This window comes from Streptomyces finlayi (genome assembly GCF_014216315.1).
GTDB classification, from domain to species: Bacteria; Actinomycetota; Actinomycetes; order Streptomycetales; family Streptomycetaceae; genus Streptomyces; species Streptomyces finlayi_A.
In genome coordinates, this window is record NZ_CP045702.1 from 1,827,668 (window position 1) to 1,846,357 (window position 18,690).

An 18,690-nucleotide genomic window follows, 5' to 3' on the forward strand; every position below is an offset into this window, starting at 1 on the left:
CGTATTCAGTTGTGAAGTCCGTGGTCAGAGCTCTACCCCGCCGGCAGCCAGGTCGATCTTGAGCTGCGCCGTCTCCTGGGTGGTGAGTTCCACCAGGGGAAGGCGGAGCGGACCGGCCGGCAGCCCCCGCAGGGTGAGTGCGGCCTTGGTGGTGATCACGCCCTGGGTGCGGAACATCCCGGTGAAGACCGGGAGCAGCTTCTGGTGGATCTCCGTGGCCTTGTGGACGTCGCCGCCGAGGTGGGCCTCGATGAGGGCCCGCAGGTCGGGGGTGACGACGTGGCCGACCACCGAGACGAAACCGACGGCGCCGACCGAGAGCAGCGGGAGGTTCAGCATGTCGTCGCCGGAGTACCAGGCGAGGCCGGACTGGGCGATGGCCCAGCTGGCGCGGCCCAGGTCTCCCTTGGCGTCCTTGTTGGCGACGATGCGGGGATGCTCGGAGAGCCGTACGAGTGTCTCTGTGTCGATCGGCACACCGCTGCGGCCCGGAATGTCGTACAGCATCACGGGGAGGCCGGTGGCGTCCGCGATGGCGGTGAAGTGGCGCAGGAGGCCTTCCTGCGGCGGCTTGTTGTAGTACGGCGTGACGGCGAGGAGGCCGTGGGCGCCGGCGCGCTCTGCGGTGCGGGCCAGCTCGGTGCTGTGCCGGGTGTCGTTGGTGCCGATGCCGGCGACGACGTGTGCCCGGTCGCCCACCGCTTCGAGGACAGCCCGTACGAGCTGGTCTTTCTCCGCGTCGCTGGTGGTCGGGGACTCACCGGTGGTGCCGTTGATGACCAGGCCGTCGTTGCCTGCGTCCACCAGATGGGCGGCGAGCCGCTGCGCACCTTCGAGGTCGAGGGCGCCGTCCGCCGTGAAGGGCGTGACCATAGCGGTGAGGACCCGCCCGAAGGGGGTCTGCGGAGTGGAGATCGGAGCCATGGGTAACACGCTACTCGTTGCTCGGAGCGCCGTGTCCCCTCGGGGGGACGGGGAAGTGGAGCCCGGCACTGCCTGCTCGGGGGTTCAAGCAGTGCCGGGTCCGTTTGATCAGCCTAGATGAACTTCTCGAAACGCCGCAATACGGACACCGCTTACGGGGCGACCCGTCCATTCTTGTTGAAGGCCGCATGAGTGAGCGGCATGAGCTGCGCCCAGTGGGCTTCCATCTGCTCGCCGACCATCTCGATCTCGCGCTGCGGGAAGGACGGAACCTTCGCGAGCTCGTGCTGCGTACGCAGGCCGAGGAAGTGCATCAGCGAGCGGGCGTTGCACGTGGCGTACATCGTCGAGAACAGGCCTACGGGGAGCACCGCCCGGGCCACCTCGCGGGCCACTCCCGCGGCGAGCATCTCCTGGTACGCCTCATATGCCTGGCGATAGGAGTCCTCCATGGCGCGGCTCGTCAGCTCGTGCTGCTCACGGGTGCCCTCGACGAACTCGTACTTGCCCGGACGGCCCTGCTGGATGAGCTTGCGGGACTCGCCGGGGACGTAGAAGACCGGCTCCAGCTCCCTGTAGCGGCCCGATTCCTCGTTGTAGGACCAGCCCACGCGGTGCCGCATGAACTCGCGGAACACGAAGATCGGGGCGCTGATGAAGAAGGTCATCGAGTTGTGCTCGAAGGGGCTGCCGTGGCGGTCCCGCATGAGGTAGTTGATGAGACCCTTGGAACGCTCGGGGTCCTTGGTGACCTCTTCGAGGGACTGCTCACCGGCCGTGGAGACACGGGCGGCGAAGAGTACGTCGGAGTCACTCGCGGCGTGTTTCACCAGGTCGACGGTGACATCGCTGCGGAAGTGGGCCTTCGTGGGCTCGGGGGTCTCGCTCACCGGCGGGGGTCCTTCCAATTGCTTCGCACGGGCGGCGTCCACTCTACGGGCCGCGGCGAGGGCCTCCGTACGGCGGCCGTGCGCGGGAATTCTTCGATTGATTCGGCGATTCGGGGCACCGATCGGGGCCGTCGTACGTCTGACTCATCAGCAGCAGCCGTCACATAGTTCAAGGAGAGCTTCCTCATGTTCCGCCGGCGTGAATCCGTCCCGTTCTCGTTCGTTGCCGAGGCCGACCGATTCCGCAGCAACGTCAATCCTCCGCCCCGTGAGCGGGCCAGCGTCTCGCAGCTGGCCGGCCGATACCTCGTCGGACTCGTCGTGATCACCGGACTGGCCGGATCACTCCTGTTCGGCCTTCCGGCGCTCGACAGCGACCGGAGCCCGTCGCACAGCCAGAAATCCGAGGCTTCTCGGAACCGCTGACTCGTACGGACCCCCTGGGGTGGTCGGGCCCGGCACGTCCTCGGTAGCCTCACCTGGCACAGCAATCGAGCGTGCTTGTGAGTGAGGATCAGTCGTGCCCCTGCCCTTTCTGACGGCCGACCGCGCATTCGACGCGGGCGCAGAGGACATCGCGCTGCCGTTCGACGACCACGACAGCTGGCGACGGCCCTACCGCCCGGGCCCGTGGCGGGTCGCGGCGGCGGCAACCTTGTTGCTGCTCGCCTCGTTCGTCCTGCTCGCAGGGGTCATCACCGCTGCGGCCGGCGAGCTTTCCGGGGCCGCGATGTGCCTGGCGCTCGCCGCCGCGGTGATCGTCTGCGCCCTGCGGCTGCTGCGCGTCGGTGCGTGGGTCAGCCGGCACGGGGTGCGTCGGGTGGGGTTCTTCCGCACGACGACGGTGCGCTGGGAGCGGGCGGCTGCCGTGCGTACGGTTCAGCAGCCGGTGAAGTGGCTCGGCCTGCCGCGGACCGTGCAGGGTCAGGCGCTGATCGTGGTGCGTCAGGGGGGCGAGACCTTGCCGCCGCTGGTGACGGACCACAACGCGGACTTCCTGGCGCGGAGCGAGGCGTTCGAACGCGCCACGGATGCGATCGAGGCCTGGGGCGACGAGTATCTCCGCGGCTAGCCGAGGCGTCCGGGTGCCGGTTCCGGTCCGGTGGACGGCTGGTCCGGTCCGGTAGACGATTCGTCCCCGATCGCCGGACAGGCTCGACAGCGGCCTGTCCGGCTCCGGCGCGCCCGGGCCCGAGGACGTCCTCGACCGCCGGACGGGCTCAGGTCGTGGGGGCTGACGCGGCCCGTGCTGGGTTCGCCCTGTGCAGGGCGATGGCTCTCTGCATGGCCTTGCGGGCTCTCGGGGTGTCCCTGGCGTCCTGGTAGGCGACCGCCAGGCGGAACCAGCAGCGCCAGTCGTCGGGGGTGTCCTCGGTCTCCTCGCGGCGGCGGGCGAACACGGCGTCCGCCGAAGCGCGGTCGATCCGGCCGGACGGGGTGCGGAGCAGTTCGTCGACCGGAAGGCCGCCCTCGGCTTCGAGTTCCGCGGCCAGGGCGTTGGCCCTGCGGACGAACTGCGTGTTCTTCCAGAGGAACCAGATGCCGATCACCGGCAGGATCAGGACAGCGATGCCGAACGTGATCGTCAGCAGGGTGCCGTGCCGTATGAGCAGGACGCCACGGCTGCCGACCAGGGCGAAGTAGAAGACCAGGACGGCAGCGGTGACGGTGTACGTGATCTTTGCGCGCATGGTGGTGGCTCAGTCAGTTCAGGTCGAGGAAGTGTTCCAGGCCGAACGTGAGGCCGGGAGTGTTCACCACACGGCGCGTACCGAGCAGGATGCCCGGCATGAAGCTGCTGTGGTGCAGGGAGTCGTGGCGGATGGTGAGGGTCTCGCCCTCGCCTCCGAGCAGGACCTCCTGGTGGGCGAGGAGGCCCCGGAGCCGGATGGAGTGGACGGGGACGCCGTCCACCTGCGCGCCGCGGGCGCCGTCCAGGGCCGTCGTGGTGCCGTCCGGCTGGGCGGCCATGCCGGCCCTCTCACGGGCCGCCCCGATGAGCTGGGCCGTGCGGGTGGCCGTCCCCGAAGGCGCGTCGACCTTGTGCGGGTGGTGCAGCTCGATGACCTCGACGGATTCGAAGTAGCGGGCCGCCTGTTCCGCGAACTTCATCGTGAGGACCGCACCGATCGAGAAGTTCGGCGCGATGAGCACGCCGGTCTCCGGGGAGCCGTCGAGCCAGGTGGTGAGCTGCGCGAGCCGCTCGTCGGTCCAGCCGGTCGTACCGACGACCGCGTGGATGCCGTGCCGGATGCAGAAGTCGAGGTTGCCCATCACCGATGCCGGGGTGGTGAGCTCGACGACGGCCTGGGCGCCGGTGTCCGCGAGGGTCTCCAGCTTGTCGCCACGGCCCAGTGCGGCCACCAGTTCCATGTCGTCGGCGGCCTCGACGGCTCGTACCGCCTCGGCACCGATCCGTCCCTTGGCGCCGAGAACGGCCACGCGCAGCTTGCTCATGTGTCTGCTTCCTTACGGGGAGGGTTAGGAGACCGCTTCGTGCAGGCGGTCGGCCTGCTTGTCCTTGAGCGGACCGATGACGGAGAGCGAAGGACGGTGGCCCAGGACCTCGGCCGCCACGGAGCGGACGTCGTCGGGCGTGACCTTGGCGATCCGCTTCAGCATGTCGTCGACCGACATCTGCTCGCCCCAGCACACCTCACTCTTGCCGATGCGGTTCATCAGCGCGCCGGTGTCCTCCAGGCCGAGGACGGTGGAGCCGGAGAGCTGGCCGATGGCACGGCTGATCTCCTCGTCGTCGAGCCCGTCGGTCGCGACGCGGTCGAGTTCGTCGCGGCAGATCTTGAGGACGTCCTGGACCTGGCTGGGCCGGCAGCCCGCGTACACGCCGAAGAGTCCGCAGTCGGCGAAGCCCGAGGTGTACGAGTACACGCTGTAGGCGAGGCCGCGCTTCTCCCGCACCTCCTGGAAGAGGCGGGAGGACATGCCTCCGCCGAGCGCCGTGTTGAGGACGCCGAGCGCCCAGCGGCGTTCGTCCGTACGGGCCAGGCCCGGCATGCCGAGGACGACATGGGCCTGCTCCGTCTTGCGGCTCAGGTGCTCCACACGGCCCGCGGTGCGCAGGGTGCGGGAGCCCTCGCGCGGCGCCATCGGGACGGCGTCGGTACGGGACAGGGCACCGGCCCGGTCGAATGCCTTGCGGACCTGGCGTACGACCGTGGCGTGGTCGACGTTGCCCGCGGCGGCGACGACGAGGCGCGTGGGGTCGTAGTGCTTCTTGTAGAAGCGTGCGATCTGGCCGCGGCTCAGTCCGTTGACCGTGTCGACGGTGCCGAGGACCGGGCGGCCGAGCGGGGTGTCGCCCAGCATGGTGTGCGCGAAGAGGTCGTGCACGCAGTCGCCCGGGTCGTCCTCGGTCATCGCGATCTCTTCGAGGATGACGCCGCGCTCGGCGTCGACGTCCTCGGAGGTGACCAGCGAGCCGGTCAGCATGTCGCAGACGACGTCGATCGCCAGCGGCAGGTCCGTGTCGAGGACCCGCGCGTAGTAGCAGGTGTACTCCTTCGCCGTGAAGGCGTTCATCTCGCCGCCGACCGCGTCGAGCGCGGACGAGATGTCGAGGGCACTGCGCTTGGCGGTGCCCTTGAAAAGGAGGTGTTCGAGGTAGTGCGTCGCGCCGTTCAGCGCGGGCGTCTCGTCGCGTGATCCGACGTTCGCCCAGATACCGAAGGTGGCGGAGCGTACGGAGGGCAGGGTCTCGGTGACGATCCGGAGACCGCCGGGGAGGACCGTACGGCGTACTGTGCCGATGCCGTTGGCGCCCTTGATAAGCGTTTGGGTACGGGCGACGGCCCGCGCCTCCGAGGAGGTGCGGGCCGTCGTCACGGAACTACGGGACGTCACTTGTCGGTGTCGTCCTTCTCGTCGGCCTCTTCGCCCTCGACCACGGGGATGAGGGAGAGCTTTCCGCGGGAGTCGATCTCAGCGATCTCGACCTGGACCTTGGAGCCGATCGCGAGCACGTCCTCGACGTTCTCCACGCGCTTGCCACCGGCGAGCTTGCGGATCTGCGAGATGTGCAGCAGGCCGTCCTTGCCGGGCATGAGGGAGACGAAGGCACCGAAGGTGGTGGTCTTGACGACCGTACCCAGGTAACGCTCGCCGACCTCCGGCATGGTCGGGTTGGCGATCGCGTTGATCGTGGCGCGGGCGGCCTCGGCCTGCGAGCCCTGCTGGGCACCGATGTAGATGGTGCCGTCGTCCTCGATCGTGATGTCGGCGCCGGTGTCCTCCTGGATCTGGTTGATCATCTTGCCCTTCGGGCCGATGACCTCACCGATCTTGTCCACCGGGATCTTGACCGTGATGATCCGCGGGGCGTTCGGGGACATCTCGTCCGGAACGTCGATGGCCTCGTTCATGACGTCCAGGATGTGCAGACGCGCGTCACGGGCCTGCTTCAGCGCGGCGGCCAGGACCGAGGCGGGGATGCCGTCGAGCTTGGTGTCGAGCTGGAGCGCGGTCACGAAGGTCTTCGTACCAGCGACCTTGAAGTCCATGTCACCGAACGCGTCCTCCGCACCGAGGATGTCGGTGAGGGCGACGTAGTGCGTCTTGCCGTCGATCTCCTCGGAGATCAGACCCATGGCGATACCGGCGACGGCGGCCTTGAGGGGCACACCGGCGTTCAGCAGGGACATGGTGGAGGCGCAGACCGAGCCCATGGACGTCGAGCCGTTGGAGCCCAGCGCCTCGGAGACCTGACGGATCGCGTAGGGGAAGTCCTCGCGCGAGGGCAGCACCGGCACGATGGCGCGCTCGGCGAGCGCTCCGTGGCCGATCTCGCGGCGCTTGGGCGAGCCCACGCGGCCGGTCTCACCGACGGAGTACGGCGGGAAGTTGTAGTTGTGCATGTAGCGCTTGCGGGTCACCGGGGAGAGGGTGTCCAGCTGCTGCTCCATCCGGAGCATGTTGAGGGTGGTGACGCCCAGGATCTGGGTCTCGCCACGCTCGAACAGCGCCGAACCGTGCACGCGCGGGATGGCCTCGACCTCGGCGGCCAGCGTACGGATGTCCGTGACGCCGCGGCCGTCGATGCGGACCTTGTCCTTGATGACGCGCTCGCGGACCAGCTTCTTGGTCAGCGCGCGGTAGGCACCCGAGATCTCCTTCTCGCGGCCCTCGAAGGCCGGGAGGAGCTTCTCGCCGGCGATCTCCTTGATGCGGTCCAGCTCGGCCTCGCGCTCCTGCTTGCCGGCGATGGTGAGCGCCTTGGCGAGCTCGGTGCGCACGGCGGAGGTGAGCGCCTCCAGGACGTCGTCCTGGTAGTCGAGGAAGACCGGGAACTCGCCGGTGGGCTTGGCAGCCTTGGCGGCGAGGTCGGACTGGGCCTTGCAGAGGCCCTTGATGAAGGGCTTGGAGGCTTCCAGACCTGCGGCGACGATCTCCTCGGTGGGAGCCTCGGCGCCGTCCTGGACGAGCTGGATGGTCTTCTCGGTGGCCTCGGCCTCGACCATCATGATCGCGACGTCGCCGTCCTCCAGGACGCGACCCGCGACGACCATGTCGAAGACGGCGTCCTCGAGCTCGGTGTGCGTCGGGAAGGCGACCCACTGGCCCTTGATCAGGGCGACGCGGGTGGCGCCGATGGGGCCGGAGAAGGGCAGACCGGCCAGCATCGTGGAGCAGGACGCGGCGTTGATCGCGACCACGTCGTACAGGTGGTCGGGGTTGAGCGCCATGATCGTCTCGACGATCTGGATCTCGTTGCGCAGGCCCTTCTTGAAGGAGGGGCGCAGCGGGCGGTCGATCAGGCGGCAGGTGAGGATCGCGTCCTCGGAGGGCCGGCCCTCACGGCGGAAGAACGAGCCGGGGATCTTGCCGGCCGCGTACTGCCGCTCCTCGACGTCCACCGTGAGGGGGAAGAAGTCGAGCTGGTCCTTGGGCCTCTTGGAGGCGGTGGTGGCCGACAGCACCATGGTGTCGTCGTCCAGGTACGCGACGGCGGAGCCGGCGGCCTGCTTGGCGAGGCGGCCCGTCTCGAAGCGGATCGTGCGGGTGCCGAAGGTTCCGTTGTCAATAACGGCCTCGGCGTAGTGGGTCTCGTTCTCCACTAGTGTTTTCTCCATACTCGTCGTCTTTCGTCCTTCCGCCCGTGTGGCGGGAGGACGGTACGGAGAAGCGCTCCCTGCATGCGGGCCGGTCTTCGATCGAAGCACCCGGGCGTTGTCCCGGGGGCCACTACCGAGGACCGGCGGAGGCGGGAGGGCGCTCCTCCTCGTTCTGGTGTTGTACGTCCAGGTTACTGAGCTTGACCCAGATCCCGCACGTACAGCAAAGGGAGCGGCCCCCTAGAAGGGGGAACCGCTCCCTCTCACAGCGTCCTTACTTGGCGCCGCCGGCCGCACCGCGGCGGATGCCGAGGCGGTCGACGAGCGCACGGAAGCGCTGGATGTCCTTCTTGGCGAGGTACTGCAGAAGGCGGCGGCGCTGGCCGACCAGGATCAGCAGACCACGACGGGAGTGGTGGTCGTGCTTGTGCAGCTTGAGGTGCTCGGTCAGGTCCGAGATCCGGCGGGAGAGCATCGCAACCTGAACCTCGGGGGAACCGGTGTCGCCCTCCTTCTGCGCGAACTCGGTCATGATCTGCTTCTTCGTTACGGCGTCGAGCGGCACGCGGTACTCCTCTGGGTATTCGATGCGCCCACGAGTGCCCCTGGTCTGGTTCTCAGGGGAGCTTGTGCGACTCGGGAGCGAAGGTCCGATGAGCGCAGCCCCCAGAATCAACCGGGAACGCGTACACAAACGGCCACTGGTCAGACTACCAGCCGTTGCGGAGCGCTCGGGAACGGGCTAGCTCGTCATCGCGCGGGCCTTGCTGAAGATGTCCAGGACCGCCAGGCACAGCGGCACGAGGGAGAGGAGCAGGGCGCTCTCGGTGAGGTCGAGGAGGCGGCCCCAGAAGGGGGAGAGGCCCTTGCGCGGGATGATCAGGCCGATCGCTGTGAGCAGGGCCGCGCCCGCGGCCACCGCGGCGGAGAGCCAGATCGTACGGACGTCCAGGGCGCCCCGGTCGCCGTAGCGGGCGAGCTCGTACAGCAGGTCGGTCGGCGGGTTCAGTGAGAGGCCGAGGACCAGCAGGGCGATCGCGCCGATGCCCGCGACCAGGACGCACGCCACCTGCGAGGTGTAGCGGAAGAGGCGGGCGCGCAGCAGCATGGCGAGACCGGCGGCGAGGGCGAGGATCTGGCCCCAGATGTTGTCGGAGAAGCCGAGTACGGCGGCCGAGCCGACGGCGACGGCCGCGCAGCCGCCGACCAGGCCGAGAAGCATCTCGTGGCCCCGGCGGGCCTGGGCCGCGATGCGCTCGGCGTCGACGGGCTCGGCCTCTGGGCCGTCGTTCGCGTCGGCGAAGCTGTCGTCGTAGCCGGCCGGCGCGGTGCGCGGGGAGGCGTATCCGATGGGGAGCCGGGCGAAGCGTGCGGAGAGACCGGGCAGGAAGGCGACCAGTCCGAGGGCCACGGGGGCGCAGACGGCCGCCGTCTCGGTGGCCGACACCTCGGTCAGGACCGCGACGAAGGTGGCGAGGGTGCCGACGGTGGCGAGGAAGGTGGCCGCGACGAACGGCGCGTCCCCGCTGGGCGTCAGCGCGACCAGGACGACCGAGGCGATCAGCACGGCGACGCAGCCGAGCAGGAACTGCAGCCGGCCGGGGCCCTGGCCGGCGTCCGGGCCGATGATGCCGGAGCCGGCGATGAGGACGAGCGGGAGTGCGCCGAGGCCGAGGGCGACGGCGGTGGCACGGTCCGCGTAGACCCGGGCCCGCACGCCCGCGAAGGCGGTCAGCAGCAGGCCCGCGGACCCGGCGATGATGCCGGGCAGGCTGTGCATGTCGTGGCGCAGGGGGTCCGCGAACCAGAGCACGAAGCCCATGAGTACGAGGAGCAGTACGCCGCCGAGCAGCCCGGCTCCGCGCAGCAGTTCGTCGCTCCACAGGTGCCGGTCGCGGGTGACGGCCGAGGCGACGGCGTCCGAGACGTCGTCGAACACGGCGGGCGGCAACGACTGGGCGAAGGGGCGCAGGCTGAGGAGTTCGCCGTCCAGGACCTGCTGGGACGCGAGCGTACGGGCGCCGTCGAGGACGGTGCCGTCGCGGCGTACGAGGTGATAGCCGGTGGGTGTTCCGGCCGCCTGGGTCTGGCCCGTGAGGCGCAGGATCTCCGGGTAGACGTCGGCGACGGCGATGTCCTCCGGGAGGGCGACGTCGATCCGGCTGTCGGGCGCCACGACGGTGACGCGGCAGAAACCCGTCGCTGCGGTCGTACTCACGTGTCTGGTCCCCCTGATTCGCGGTTGCGCACAGTGCGCGCGCCACCCTACCGGGAGGGGGACGGGTGATCTGCAAGTAGGATCACCGTCGCGCGGAGGGAAGTCCGCGGACACGCAGCCACGGGGGCGTCGGTGCGGACCAGACCGGCCTTCCGCCCGTCCGTATTGAGGGATTGATGTTCCGGTGAGCCAGATCGTCGTGAAACGACCTCCGCGGTCTCTGCCGCCGGAAGTACCCGCGGAAGAGTTGACGTTGGAGGCCCCTCCCGAACTGCCGCGCGGGCAGCAGGAGGGCATGCTGATGCAGATTTTGCCGGTGCTCGGCATGGGGTCGTCGGTGGTGTTCTTCTTCTCGCCCCAGGCGCCGCCGTTCATGCGGATCATGGGTGTCCTGATGCTCGTCTCGACCGTCGGCATGGTGGTCGCCCAACTGGTCCGCCACCGTCGCGGTACGCAGGGGCAAATGGCCGATGTGCGGCGCGACTACCTCAAATACCTTGCGCAGACCAGGCGTACGGTCCGCAGGACCGCCCGGGCGCAGCGTGACGTACAGCTCTATCTGCACCCCGCGCCCGAGCAGTTGTGGTCGGTGGTCGCGGAGGGCAGCCGGGTCTGGGAACGGCGCGTGGGCGACAAGGACTTCGCGCATGTACGGGTCGGTCTGGGCACCCAGCAGCTGGCGACGCCGCTGATCGCTCCCGAGACCGCTCCGGTGGACGAGCTGGAGCCGATGTGCGCCGGCGCGATGCAGCAGTTCCTCGCGGTGCACGGGTCGTTGGACGGGCTGCCGATGGCCGTCTCGATGCGGGCCTTCTACCACGTCACGGTCTCCGGGCAGCCGGAGGCGGCGCAGTCCACGGCCCGGTCGCTGGTGGCACAGCTGGTGACGCTGCACTCCCCCGAGGACCTGCTGGTCGCCGTGGTGGCGGCCCCCGGAGCCGTGGCGCGCTGGGACTGGACGAAGTGGCTGCCGCACACGCAGGTGCCCGGTCAGGTCGACGGGGCCGGGACCAAGCGGCTGTTCGGCGACGACCTGGGTGAGCTGGAGCAGTTGCTGGCGAGCCGTCTGGAGGGACGGCCTCGGTTCGGCCGGGAGAGCCAGCCGGTGCTGGACCAGCCGCACGTCGTGGTGGTCCTGGACGGGGGGATGGTGCCGCCCGACTCGCTGTTCGCGGCGGCCGAGGGCCTTCAGGGCGTGACGATCGTCGAGGTGGTGCCGGGCGAGCTGGACGAGCCGCGTGGTGGTCTCTCCGTCGTGGTGCGGCCGGGTCTGCTGCGGCTGGAGTCCGGCTCCGGACTCGCGTACGAGGGTGTGCCGGACGGGATCTCGCTGCCTGCGGCCGAGGCGCTGGCCCGGCAGCTCGCACCGCTCATGATGGGCGGGGGCGACGACGACGAACCGCTGCTCGCCAATCTGGACTTCACGGACCTGCTGAACCTGGGTGACGCCGCCTCGGTCGACGTGGCGCGCACCTGGCGGCCCCGGTCGGTCTCGGAGCGGCTCCGGGTGCCGATCGGTGTGGGCGAGGGCGGCGAGCCGGTGATGCTCGACCTCAAGGAGGCCGCGCAGGAGGGCATGGGTCCGCACGGACTGTGTGTCGGTGCCACGGGTTCCGGTAAGTCGGAGCTGCTGCGGACCCTGGTGCTGGGGCTCGCGGTCACGCACTCCTCGGAGACGCTCAACTTCGTACTCGCGGACTTCAAGGGCGGTGCCACGTTCGCCGGGATGTCGCACATGCCGCACGTGGCCGCGGTCATCACCAACCTCTCGGACGACCTCACGCTGGTCGACCGCATGGGCGACGCGATCCGGGGCGAACTCCAGCGCCGTCAGGAGCTGCTGCGTTCGGCGGGGAACTACGCCAACATCCACGACTACGAGAAGGCACGGGCCGCGGGCGCCGCGCTCGAACCGCTGGCCTCGCTGGTCCTGGTCATCGACGAGTTCTCCGAACTCCTCACGGCCAAGCCGGACTTCATCGACATGTTCATCCAGATCGGCCGGATCGGCCGCTCCCTGGGTGTGCATCTGCTGCTCGCCTCGCAGCGTCTGGAGGAGGGCAAGCTGCGCGGTCTCGACACCTATCTCTCGTACCGGATCGGGCTGCGGACCTTCTCGGCGGCCGAGTCGCGCACGGCACTGGGTGTGCCGGACGCGTACCACCTGCCTTCGGTGCCCGGCTCGGGTTATCTGAAGTTCGGTACGGACGAGATGACCCGGTTCAAGGCCGCGTACGTGTCGGGGGCGTACCGCACGGGCGGCCCCGACCTCTCGGTGGGGCAGCTGCCGGTCGAGCGGCGGCCCGCGGTGTTCAGTGCCGCTCCCGTGCCGGTGGTGTACGCGGCTCCGGACCCGGCGCAGCTGGCCGCGGCGGCCCGTGCGGGGGCGGACGACGACGCGCTCGCCGACACGGTGCTCGACGTGATCGTGCGGCGGCTGGAGGGCCAGGGGGTGCCGGCCCACCAGGTGTGGCTGCCGCCGCTGGACCGGGCGCCGACGCTGGACCAGTTGCTTCCCGGGCTGGCGCCGACCGCGGACCGCGGTTTCACGGCGACCGAGTACACCCGGCCCGGCGGGCTCGCGGTTCCGCTCGGCCTGATCGACAAGCCCTTCGAGCAGCGGCGCGAGGTGCTGTACCGGGACTTCTCTGGTGCGGCGGGCCACATGATGGTCGTCGGCGGTCCGCAGTCGGGCAAGTCCACGATGATGCGGGCGCTGATCTCGTCGTTCGCACTCACGCACACCCCGCACGAAGTGCAGTTCTACGGACTGGACTTCGGTGGTGGCGGTCTCGTCTCGCTGGCGGAGCTGCCGCATGTCGGCGGGATGGCGTCGCGGCTCGACCCCGAGCGGGTGCGCCGCACGGTCGCCGAGGTCTCCGGGGTCCTCAACCGGCGTGAGGAGTTCTTCCGGGCGAACTCGATCGACTCCATCGCCACCTATCGGCGCAAGCGCGCCCTGGGTGAGCTGCCGGGTGAGGCGTGGGGCGATGTGTTCCTGGTCATCGACGGCTGGGGCGGCTTCCGCGCCGAGTACGAGATGCTGGAGCAGACCGTCACGGACATCGCCTCGCGCGGTCTCGGTTACGGCATCCACGTGGTCATCACCGCGGCCCGCTACATGGAGGTCCGGGCGGCGCTGAAGGACCAGATCCTCAGCCGGCTCGAACTGCGGCTCGGCGATGTCATGGACTCGGAGTTCGACCGCAAGGTCGCGGTGAACGTACCGCCGGGTGTTCCCGGCCGTGGGCAGGTACCGGAGAAGCTCCACTTCATGGGCGCCCTGCCGCGTATCGACTCGGTCAGCAGCGCCGCGGACCTCTCCGACGGCACGGCCGCGTTCGTCGCCGCCGTGCGGTCGAACTGGTCGGGTCCCTCGGCCCCGGCCGTACGTCTGCTGCCGCGCAAGCTGCCTGCGGACCAGCTGCCGAAGGGCTTCGAGTTCCCGGAGCGGGGCATCGCGATCGGTATCGACGAGACGGCGCTGGAGCCGGTGTTCGTCGACTTCGAGACGGACCCGTTCTTCCTGATCTTCGGTGAGAGCGAGTCCGGCAAGACGAACCTGCTGCGGCTGATCGCCAAGCAGATCGCGGAGCGTTACTCCCCCGACGAGGCGAAGCTCGTCGTCGGTGACTACCGGCGGGCCCTGCTCGGCGCCCTGCCGGAGTCCCATCTGCTGGAGTACGCACCGATGGCGAGCTCCATGCAGATGCACATGGAGGCGCTGGCAGGGGTGTTCGCCCGTCGTCAGCCGCCGACGGACGTCACTCCGCAGCAGCTGCGGGACCGCAGCTGGTGGAGCGGTCCGCAGATCTTCATCATCGTCGACGACTACGACCTGGTGGCGACGAACGCGGGCAATCCGCTGGCCCCGCTGGCGGAGTACCTGCCGTTCGCGCGGGACACCGGTGTCCGCTTCATCATCGCGCGCAACTCCGCAGGCGCTTCGAGGTCGATGTACGAGGGCTTCATGCAGCGCATCAAGGAGCTGGGCGCGCAGGGTGTCGTGCTGTCGGGTGATCCGTCCGAGGGCGACCTGATCGGCTCGGTACGCGGTCACGCGATGCCGCCGGGGCGCGGTTACTTCGCCTCACGCAAGCGCGGGACCCCGCTGGTGCAGATCGGTCGGCTGCCCGAGCAGCGCTGAGGCAGGTGCCACCGAGCCACCCGGGATCCCGCACAGCGTGTGTGCGGGGTCCTGGTGCGTTCCGGTCTGTGCGCCGGCGCGTCGAGGGCACGTCCGAAGAGGCGTGAACGTGGGCCCGGACCAGGAACCGGTATCGATGTGTACGTGCGGTGGCGGCAAGTGCGCCGACTGGGCCACCGGTCCGGCGAGCACCAAGCTGGGCGAGACCTGGGACAAGCGCGGCTGCTGCACCCCAACCCCGTGAACCAGGCGCGATCTCGCACCCCCGGGCTCATGTGCGGGGATAATCACGGACGGGCGAGGAACACGTTCCGCCGTACGAGACGAAAGGCAGCTGATGGGCACGCAAGCGGAGAAGGACGAGCTGTACGCGCTGGACATCTCGGGGGTGGAGTGGCTGGGCGCCCCCGGTACCGAGGAGGCGGAGGAGCGGGTCGAGATCGCTCATCTGCCGGGCGGGGCCGTGGCGATGCGGTCGTCGCTGGATCCGGAGACCGTGCTGCGGTACACGGAGGCCGAGTGGACCGCGTTCGTGCTGGGTGCGCGTGACGGCGAGTTCGACCTGAAGTAGTGCGTTCCTGCGGAGGGAACGACGAAGAGGGGCACGCTCCGCCGAGCGTGCCCCTCTCGCGTACGAAAATGTGGGTCAGTACGACTCGGTGAACAGGCGCGAGGCCTTGACGTCCGTCGAGCGGTAGCTGTCCTTGCCGGTCTCGATGATCTTCGCGACCTGCTCCAGCCGGTCCTTCATGTGGTCGGCCTTGCCCTTGTACTTGCCCTGCAGCGTGATGTACTCCGCGTGGGCGTCACCGTCCCAGGTGTCGGTGACGACCTTGAGGGCGGCGTCCATCTCCTGGAGGTCCTTGATGATGTTGCGCGAGACCACACGGATGCGGTTCGCCATCTCCTGGACGTTCTCGTACCTGACCTTGGTGTTCGGATCCCCAGCCATCAGTCTTCTCCTGTGTGCTCAGCGTGTACGTGGAAGGGTGCCGCGGCGCGGCTCAGACGCCGTTCAGCCCGGACGTGTTGCCCGAGGACGCCGGCGCCTTCACGGCGTTGAAGGCCGCGCGGACCTCGTCGTCGTTGGCGTTGCTGAGGTTCTTGGTCTGGCTCACGGCGTTGAGGAGCACGTTGAGCAGCCGGCGGATCTCGTCGTGGTCCTCGTTGATCACGAGCTGTGCGGACGAGAATCCCGAGGCGCCCACTCCGGTCCAGCCCGCGCTCACCGTGGCGAGGATGTCTGCCAGCTCCCTGGCCTGCTTGGACACCGCCTCGGCGGTGTCGATGATCTTGTTCTTCGCCTGGACGATCGGATCGTCGGCAAGTCCGAAACCACCTGCGGGGTTGCTCATCCGGAGGTCCTATCTCTCAGTTCCCGGGCCTGTCCGCCGGTCGCGGCCAGGCTTCTTGCTGCCCCCGTGTGCTCCGGATACGGAGTGGGGTGAGCACGGGGTCCTCGGAGCGCGCGGCGGCGTTCCCATCCGCCCGCATCGGACTCGGCCACTTCTCGTTCCCCCGTCACACACGTGAAGTCTGCTACCACCCTAGTCACTTCGTCATCTTGCCCCAACTGGGGTTTCCGGGGAGAGAGGTACTTCACTGGACCGCGCTCTCCCGCAAACCGCGCCGCCGCCGGACATCACGGACGACGGTCGCGGTACCGGCGACGACGGAGACCAGCACGCCCGCCAGGACCAGGGCGTAGGTGGCGTAGCGCTCACTGCGCTCCTGCGGTGTCTCGGACATCGCCAGATGCGCGGGCTCCGGTGCCTGCGCCCTGGGCGGCGGGGCATCGGGGCGCGCGGCGTCCAGGGGTACGTCGTCCTTGTCACCGGCCAGGGCGCGGACGGGGTCGACGACGCCCCAGCCGACGAAGTCGTCGTGGCCGGTGACGGACCGCTCGGCGGTCTGCTCGATGCGTGCGACGATCTGCGCGGCTGTCCAGGTGGGGTACTTGGCCTTGAGGAGGGCGGCGACCCCGGCGACGTACGGCGCGGAGAAGCTGGTGCCGTTGTCGGCGCACTGGCCGTTGCCCGGGACGGTGGAGATGATGTCCACGCCGGGGGCCGCCACGCCGACGAAGGCTCCGGCCTGCGAGAACTCGGCGCGTTCATTGTTGCGGTCGGACGCTGCGACGGCGAGCACGCCGTCGAACGCCGCCGGGTAGGTCGTCTTCCGTTTGCCGTCGGTGCCGTCGTTGCCCGCGGAGGCGACGACCACGATGTTCCTGGCGAGCGCCTTGGCCACGGCCCGGCCGAGGGCGGAGGTCGCGGCGAGCGGCTTGGTGGTGTCCTGGGAGATGTTGATGACGTCGGCGCCCTTGGCGATCGCGTGCTCGATCGCGGTGGCCATCGTGGTGTCCTTGCCGCTGTTCTTCTCGTCGTTCTGCCGGATCGGGATGATCGTGGCCTCGGGGGCCAGCCCGACGAATCCGGTGCCCTTGCGGGGGCGGGCCGCGATGATGCCGGCGACCTTGGTGCCGTGACCGATCTCGTCGGCCGTGCCGTCCCCCTTGGCACTGAGGAGGTCACGGCCGGCGGAGACGTCGACGGCCGTCTTGAGCTGCGGGTTGGCGTTGTCCACCCCGGTGTCGATGACGGCGACGCGGACGCCCTTGCCCTTGGAGTCCTGCCACAGCTCGTCGAGCAGGACGCGCTGGAGCGACCAGGGTCTGCCCGCGAACTGCTTCTTCATCGGGAACGTGCACTCACCGCTGCCGCTGATCCCGAGTCCGCCCGCTCGACCGGCCCCCGTGTCCGCGTGCGCGGCCTGCGGCGCCGCGAGCGCGGCCAGTGCGGCCAGTGCGGCCGTGGCCGCCGTCAGCAGCGCGGTCTTCCGGTACACCATCTGTTCCTCTCCCCCGAGTCCGTGATCCCAGTGCGCACGAAGCGGTTACGAGCCCTGCGGCTGGCGGGCGCTGTTGGTGTCGAGCCGGGGGCCCTTGGACAGGAACTCCGACCACGCGATCGGTACGAGGGAGGGCACGACCTTCTCGTAACCGAGCCTGATCTGCGCCTGGCTCGGCTCCGGGCGGCCGTCACCCTGGCCCTGCTGGTCACCCGTGCCGATGTCGGACCGTTCGGCGTCGCTGTCGCCGTTCGCCTGGACCGCGTAGCGCAGTCCGGTGTCCGTCACCAGGAAGAGCGAACCGTCGGGCCTGGTCTGCCGGCCCCGGATCTGGGTGTAGAGCAGGCCGCTGCCGGGGGTGACGTAGGTGCTGGTCCCACCGGCGTTGATCGCAGCCGGGTACTCCGTACCGGCCCAGACGCTCAGCGTCGAGCGGCCCGCGTCGTCCACCTTGCGCAGCACGCTGCAGACGGTGTCCCGGCCGCCGCCGGACGCCGAGTTGACCTGCTTCGCCTTGTGGGCGGGCCAGCGCGCGCCCTGGCCCGCGAACGTCCGGCTGTCCGGGACGAAGTCCTGGAGTCCGACGGCACGTGACTTGCTGTCGAGGTTCAGGGGCGCCGTCTGGGGGGAGTTGATCAGCAGCCAGGCGGTGAACTCGGAGACGGGCTGGACCTTGCCCTCCAGCACGACGTAGTGCTGGGTGCCGTTGCCGGTCTCGGTCCTGAGCACCATGCCGACCTTGTTCTCCTCGGCGGAGAGCTGGCCCTGGATGTGGGCGGGTGCGCCGATGGTGCCGGGGATCTGCGGGAAGGCGACGGGGGTGCCGTCGTGCAGGGTGGCGAGCCAGTCGTCGGTGACGGGCTGCGGGAGGCTGCTGCCGACGAGGGCGTTGGTGAGGTGTCCGTTGTCGGTGGCCACCTCGTCGACGCGGTACTTGGTGCCGCTCGCGTCGACGAGGTAGCGGGTGCGGTCCTGGCCCTGGACGTAGAGCACCTGGCCGGCGCGGAGCTGCTTCCTGCCCTCGGTCAGCTTCAGGTCGCGCTCGGCGAAGACGAAGGCCGCCTTCTGTACGGAGTTGCCCTTGCCGCCGGGCTGTTCGCAGACCGCCCACCGCTTGGGTGTGCCCGCGTCCTTCCACTCGGGGAGCCGGTCGGGGGCGTACGGGATACCGAGGATCGGTCCACGCGGCGGCTTGCCCGCGTCCAGGATCTTGTCGCCGACCTGCACCACGGCGAACTGCTGCGGCGTGAGCAGCAGTCGGGCCGAGGCGAGGTTCAGCACGGGGTGGAGCAGCGTCTTCCTGCCCTTGCCCTTGCCTGTGCTGAGCACCACGTAACGGGTGGTGGAGTCCTTGCCGACGATGACCTTGGTGCCGGGCTTGTCCCAGTCCTTGGGCGCCGTCGGCTTGAACATGCCCCAGGCGCCGAATCCCGCGAGGATCAGCGCGCCGACGATCAGGCTGGGGACTACGGCCCGCAGCGGGCGGGGGGCGCCTTCCTCGGTCCCGGTGGGAGACGGTTGAAGAAAAGCCGCCACCGTGCGCTTCTTCGCAAAGGTGTACGCGTTGAGCTCATCCCGCCGTGATGCCATGAG

General features: G+C 69.4%; 16 protein-coding genes. 4 read left to right on the forward strand and 12 right to left on the reverse strand.

Annotation, left to right across the window (positions count from 1 at the left end; translation table 11 throughout):
* Positions 1-24: 24 nt before the first annotated feature.
* Together dapA and thyX are read right to left on the reverse strand one after the other, a co-directional pair.
* On the reverse strand, positions 25-924 hold the full coding sequence (gene dapA / locus F0344_RS08260; RefSeq protein ID WP_185298159.1) for a 4-hydroxy-tetrahydrodipicolinate synthase: 900 nt from the start codon (positions 922-924) through the stop codon (positions 25-27).
* Between the two features lie 152 nt (positions 925-1,076).
* Positions 1,077-1,814, reverse strand: a complete 738-nt coding sequence (gene thyX / locus F0344_RS08265; protein WP_185298160.1) for an FAD-dependent thymidylate synthase — start codon at positions 1,812-1,814, stop codon at positions 1,077-1,079.
* A 186-nt stretch (positions 1,815-2,000) separates the two neighbouring features.
* Between thyX and F0344_RS08270 the strand changes: the two genes are divergently transcribed.
* The gene (locus tag F0344_RS08270) at positions 2,001-2,240 is read left to right on the forward strand and encodes a hypothetical protein (protein ID WP_185298161.1); all 240 of its coding nucleotides are present in this window, start codon (positions 2,001-2,003) and stop codon (positions 2,238-2,240) included.
* Positions 2,241-2,334: 94 nt separating this feature from the next.
* On the forward strand, positions 2,335-2,886 hold the full coding sequence (locus F0344_RS08275) for a hypothetical protein (protein ID WP_185298162.1): 552 nt from the start codon (positions 2,335-2,337) through the stop codon (positions 2,884-2,886).
* A gap of 148 nt (positions 2,887-3,034) precedes the next feature.
* Here the strand turns inward: F0344_RS08275 and F0344_RS08280 are convergent, their stop codons facing one another.
* The 6 genes from F0344_RS08280 to eccD all read right to left on the reverse strand — a co-directional run bounded on the left by F0344_RS08280 (position 3,035) and on the right by eccD (position 10,100).
* Entirely contained in the window at positions 3,035-3,505 is a 471-nt protein-coding gene (locus tag F0344_RS08280; protein ID WP_185298163.1) for a tetratricopeptide repeat protein, read from the reverse strand.
* 13 nt (positions 3,506-3,518) lie between these two features.
* Positions 3,519-4,271, reverse strand: a complete 753-nt coding sequence (gene dapB, locus F0344_RS08285; protein ID WP_185298164.1) for a 4-hydroxy-tetrahydrodipicolinate reductase — start codon at positions 4,269-4,271, stop codon at positions 3,519-3,521.
* 24 nt (positions 4,272-4,295) lie between these two features.
* Positions 4,296-5,675, reverse strand: a complete 1,380-nt coding sequence (locus F0344_RS08290; RefSeq protein ID WP_185298165.1) for a M16 family metallopeptidase — start codon at positions 5,673-5,675, stop codon at positions 4,296-4,298.
* Positions 5,672-7,885 (reverse strand): polyribonucleotide nucleotidyltransferase, encoded by a 2,214-nt coding sequence (locus F0344_RS08295; RefSeq protein ID WP_185302575.1) that lies wholly within the window; start codon positions 7,883-7,885, stop codon positions 5,672-5,674. The genes F0344_RS08290 and F0344_RS08295 overlap by 4 nt, the downstream gene beginning before the upstream one ends.
* A 271-nt stretch (positions 7,886-8,156) precedes the next feature.
* On the reverse strand, positions 8,157-8,447 hold the full coding sequence (gene rpsO, locus F0344_RS08300; protein WP_185298166.1) for a 30S ribosomal protein S15: 291 nt from the start codon (positions 8,445-8,447) through the stop codon (positions 8,157-8,159).
* 177 nt (positions 8,448-8,624) lie between these two features.
* Positions 8,625-10,100: a type VII secretion integral membrane protein EccD gene (gene eccD, locus F0344_RS08305; RefSeq protein ID WP_185298167.1), complete on the reverse strand. Its 1,476-nt coding sequence runs from the start codon at positions 10,098-10,100 to the stop codon at positions 8,625-8,627.
* Between the two features lie 184 nt (positions 10,101-10,284).
* Here eccD and eccCa point away from each other — a divergent pair, with 184 nt between their 5' ends.
* Complete coding sequence (gene eccCa / locus F0344_RS08310; protein WP_185298168.1) at positions 10,285-14,247, forward strand: type VII secretion protein EccCa; 3,963 nt, start codon at positions 10,285-10,287, stop codon at positions 14,245-14,247.
* A gap of 337 nt (positions 14,248-14,584) precedes the next feature.
* Positions 14,585-14,818 carry a DUF397 domain-containing protein gene (locus F0344_RS08315; RefSeq protein ID WP_185298169.1) on the forward strand — a complete coding sequence of 78 codons (234 nt, stop codon included), beginning with the start codon at positions 14,585-14,587 and terminating at the stop codon, positions 14,816-14,818.
* Positions 14,819-14,893: 75 nt separating this feature from the next.
* Here the strand turns inward: F0344_RS08315 and F0344_RS08320 are convergent, their stop codons facing one another.
* From F0344_RS08320 to eccB, 4 genes are all read right to left on the reverse strand, one after another.
* Positions 14,894-15,199, reverse strand: a complete 306-nt coding sequence (locus tag F0344_RS08320; protein ID WP_185298170.1) for a WXG100 family type VII secretion target — start codon at positions 15,197-15,199, stop codon at positions 14,894-14,896.
* A 52-nt stretch (positions 15,200-15,251) separates the two neighbouring features.
* The gene (locus tag F0344_RS08325) at positions 15,252-15,602 is read right to left on the reverse strand and encodes a hypothetical protein (protein ID WP_185298171.1); all 351 of its coding nucleotides are present in this window, start codon (positions 15,600-15,602) and stop codon (positions 15,252-15,254) included.
* A gap of 244 nt (positions 15,603-15,846) precedes the next feature.
* Positions 15,847-17,097 carry a type VII secretion-associated serine protease mycosin gene (mycP, locus tag F0344_RS08330; RefSeq protein ID WP_185298172.1) on the reverse strand — a complete coding sequence of 417 codons (1,251 nt, stop codon included), beginning with the start codon at positions 17,095-17,097 and terminating at the stop codon, positions 15,847-15,849.
* 45 nt (positions 17,098-17,142) lie between these two features.
* A complete protein-coding gene (gene eccB / locus F0344_RS08335) occupies positions 17,143-18,687 on the reverse strand; it encodes a type VII secretion protein EccB (RefSeq protein ID WP_185298173.1) in 1,545 nt (514 codons plus the stop codon).
* Between the last annotated feature and the right edge of the window lie 3 nt (positions 18,688-18,690).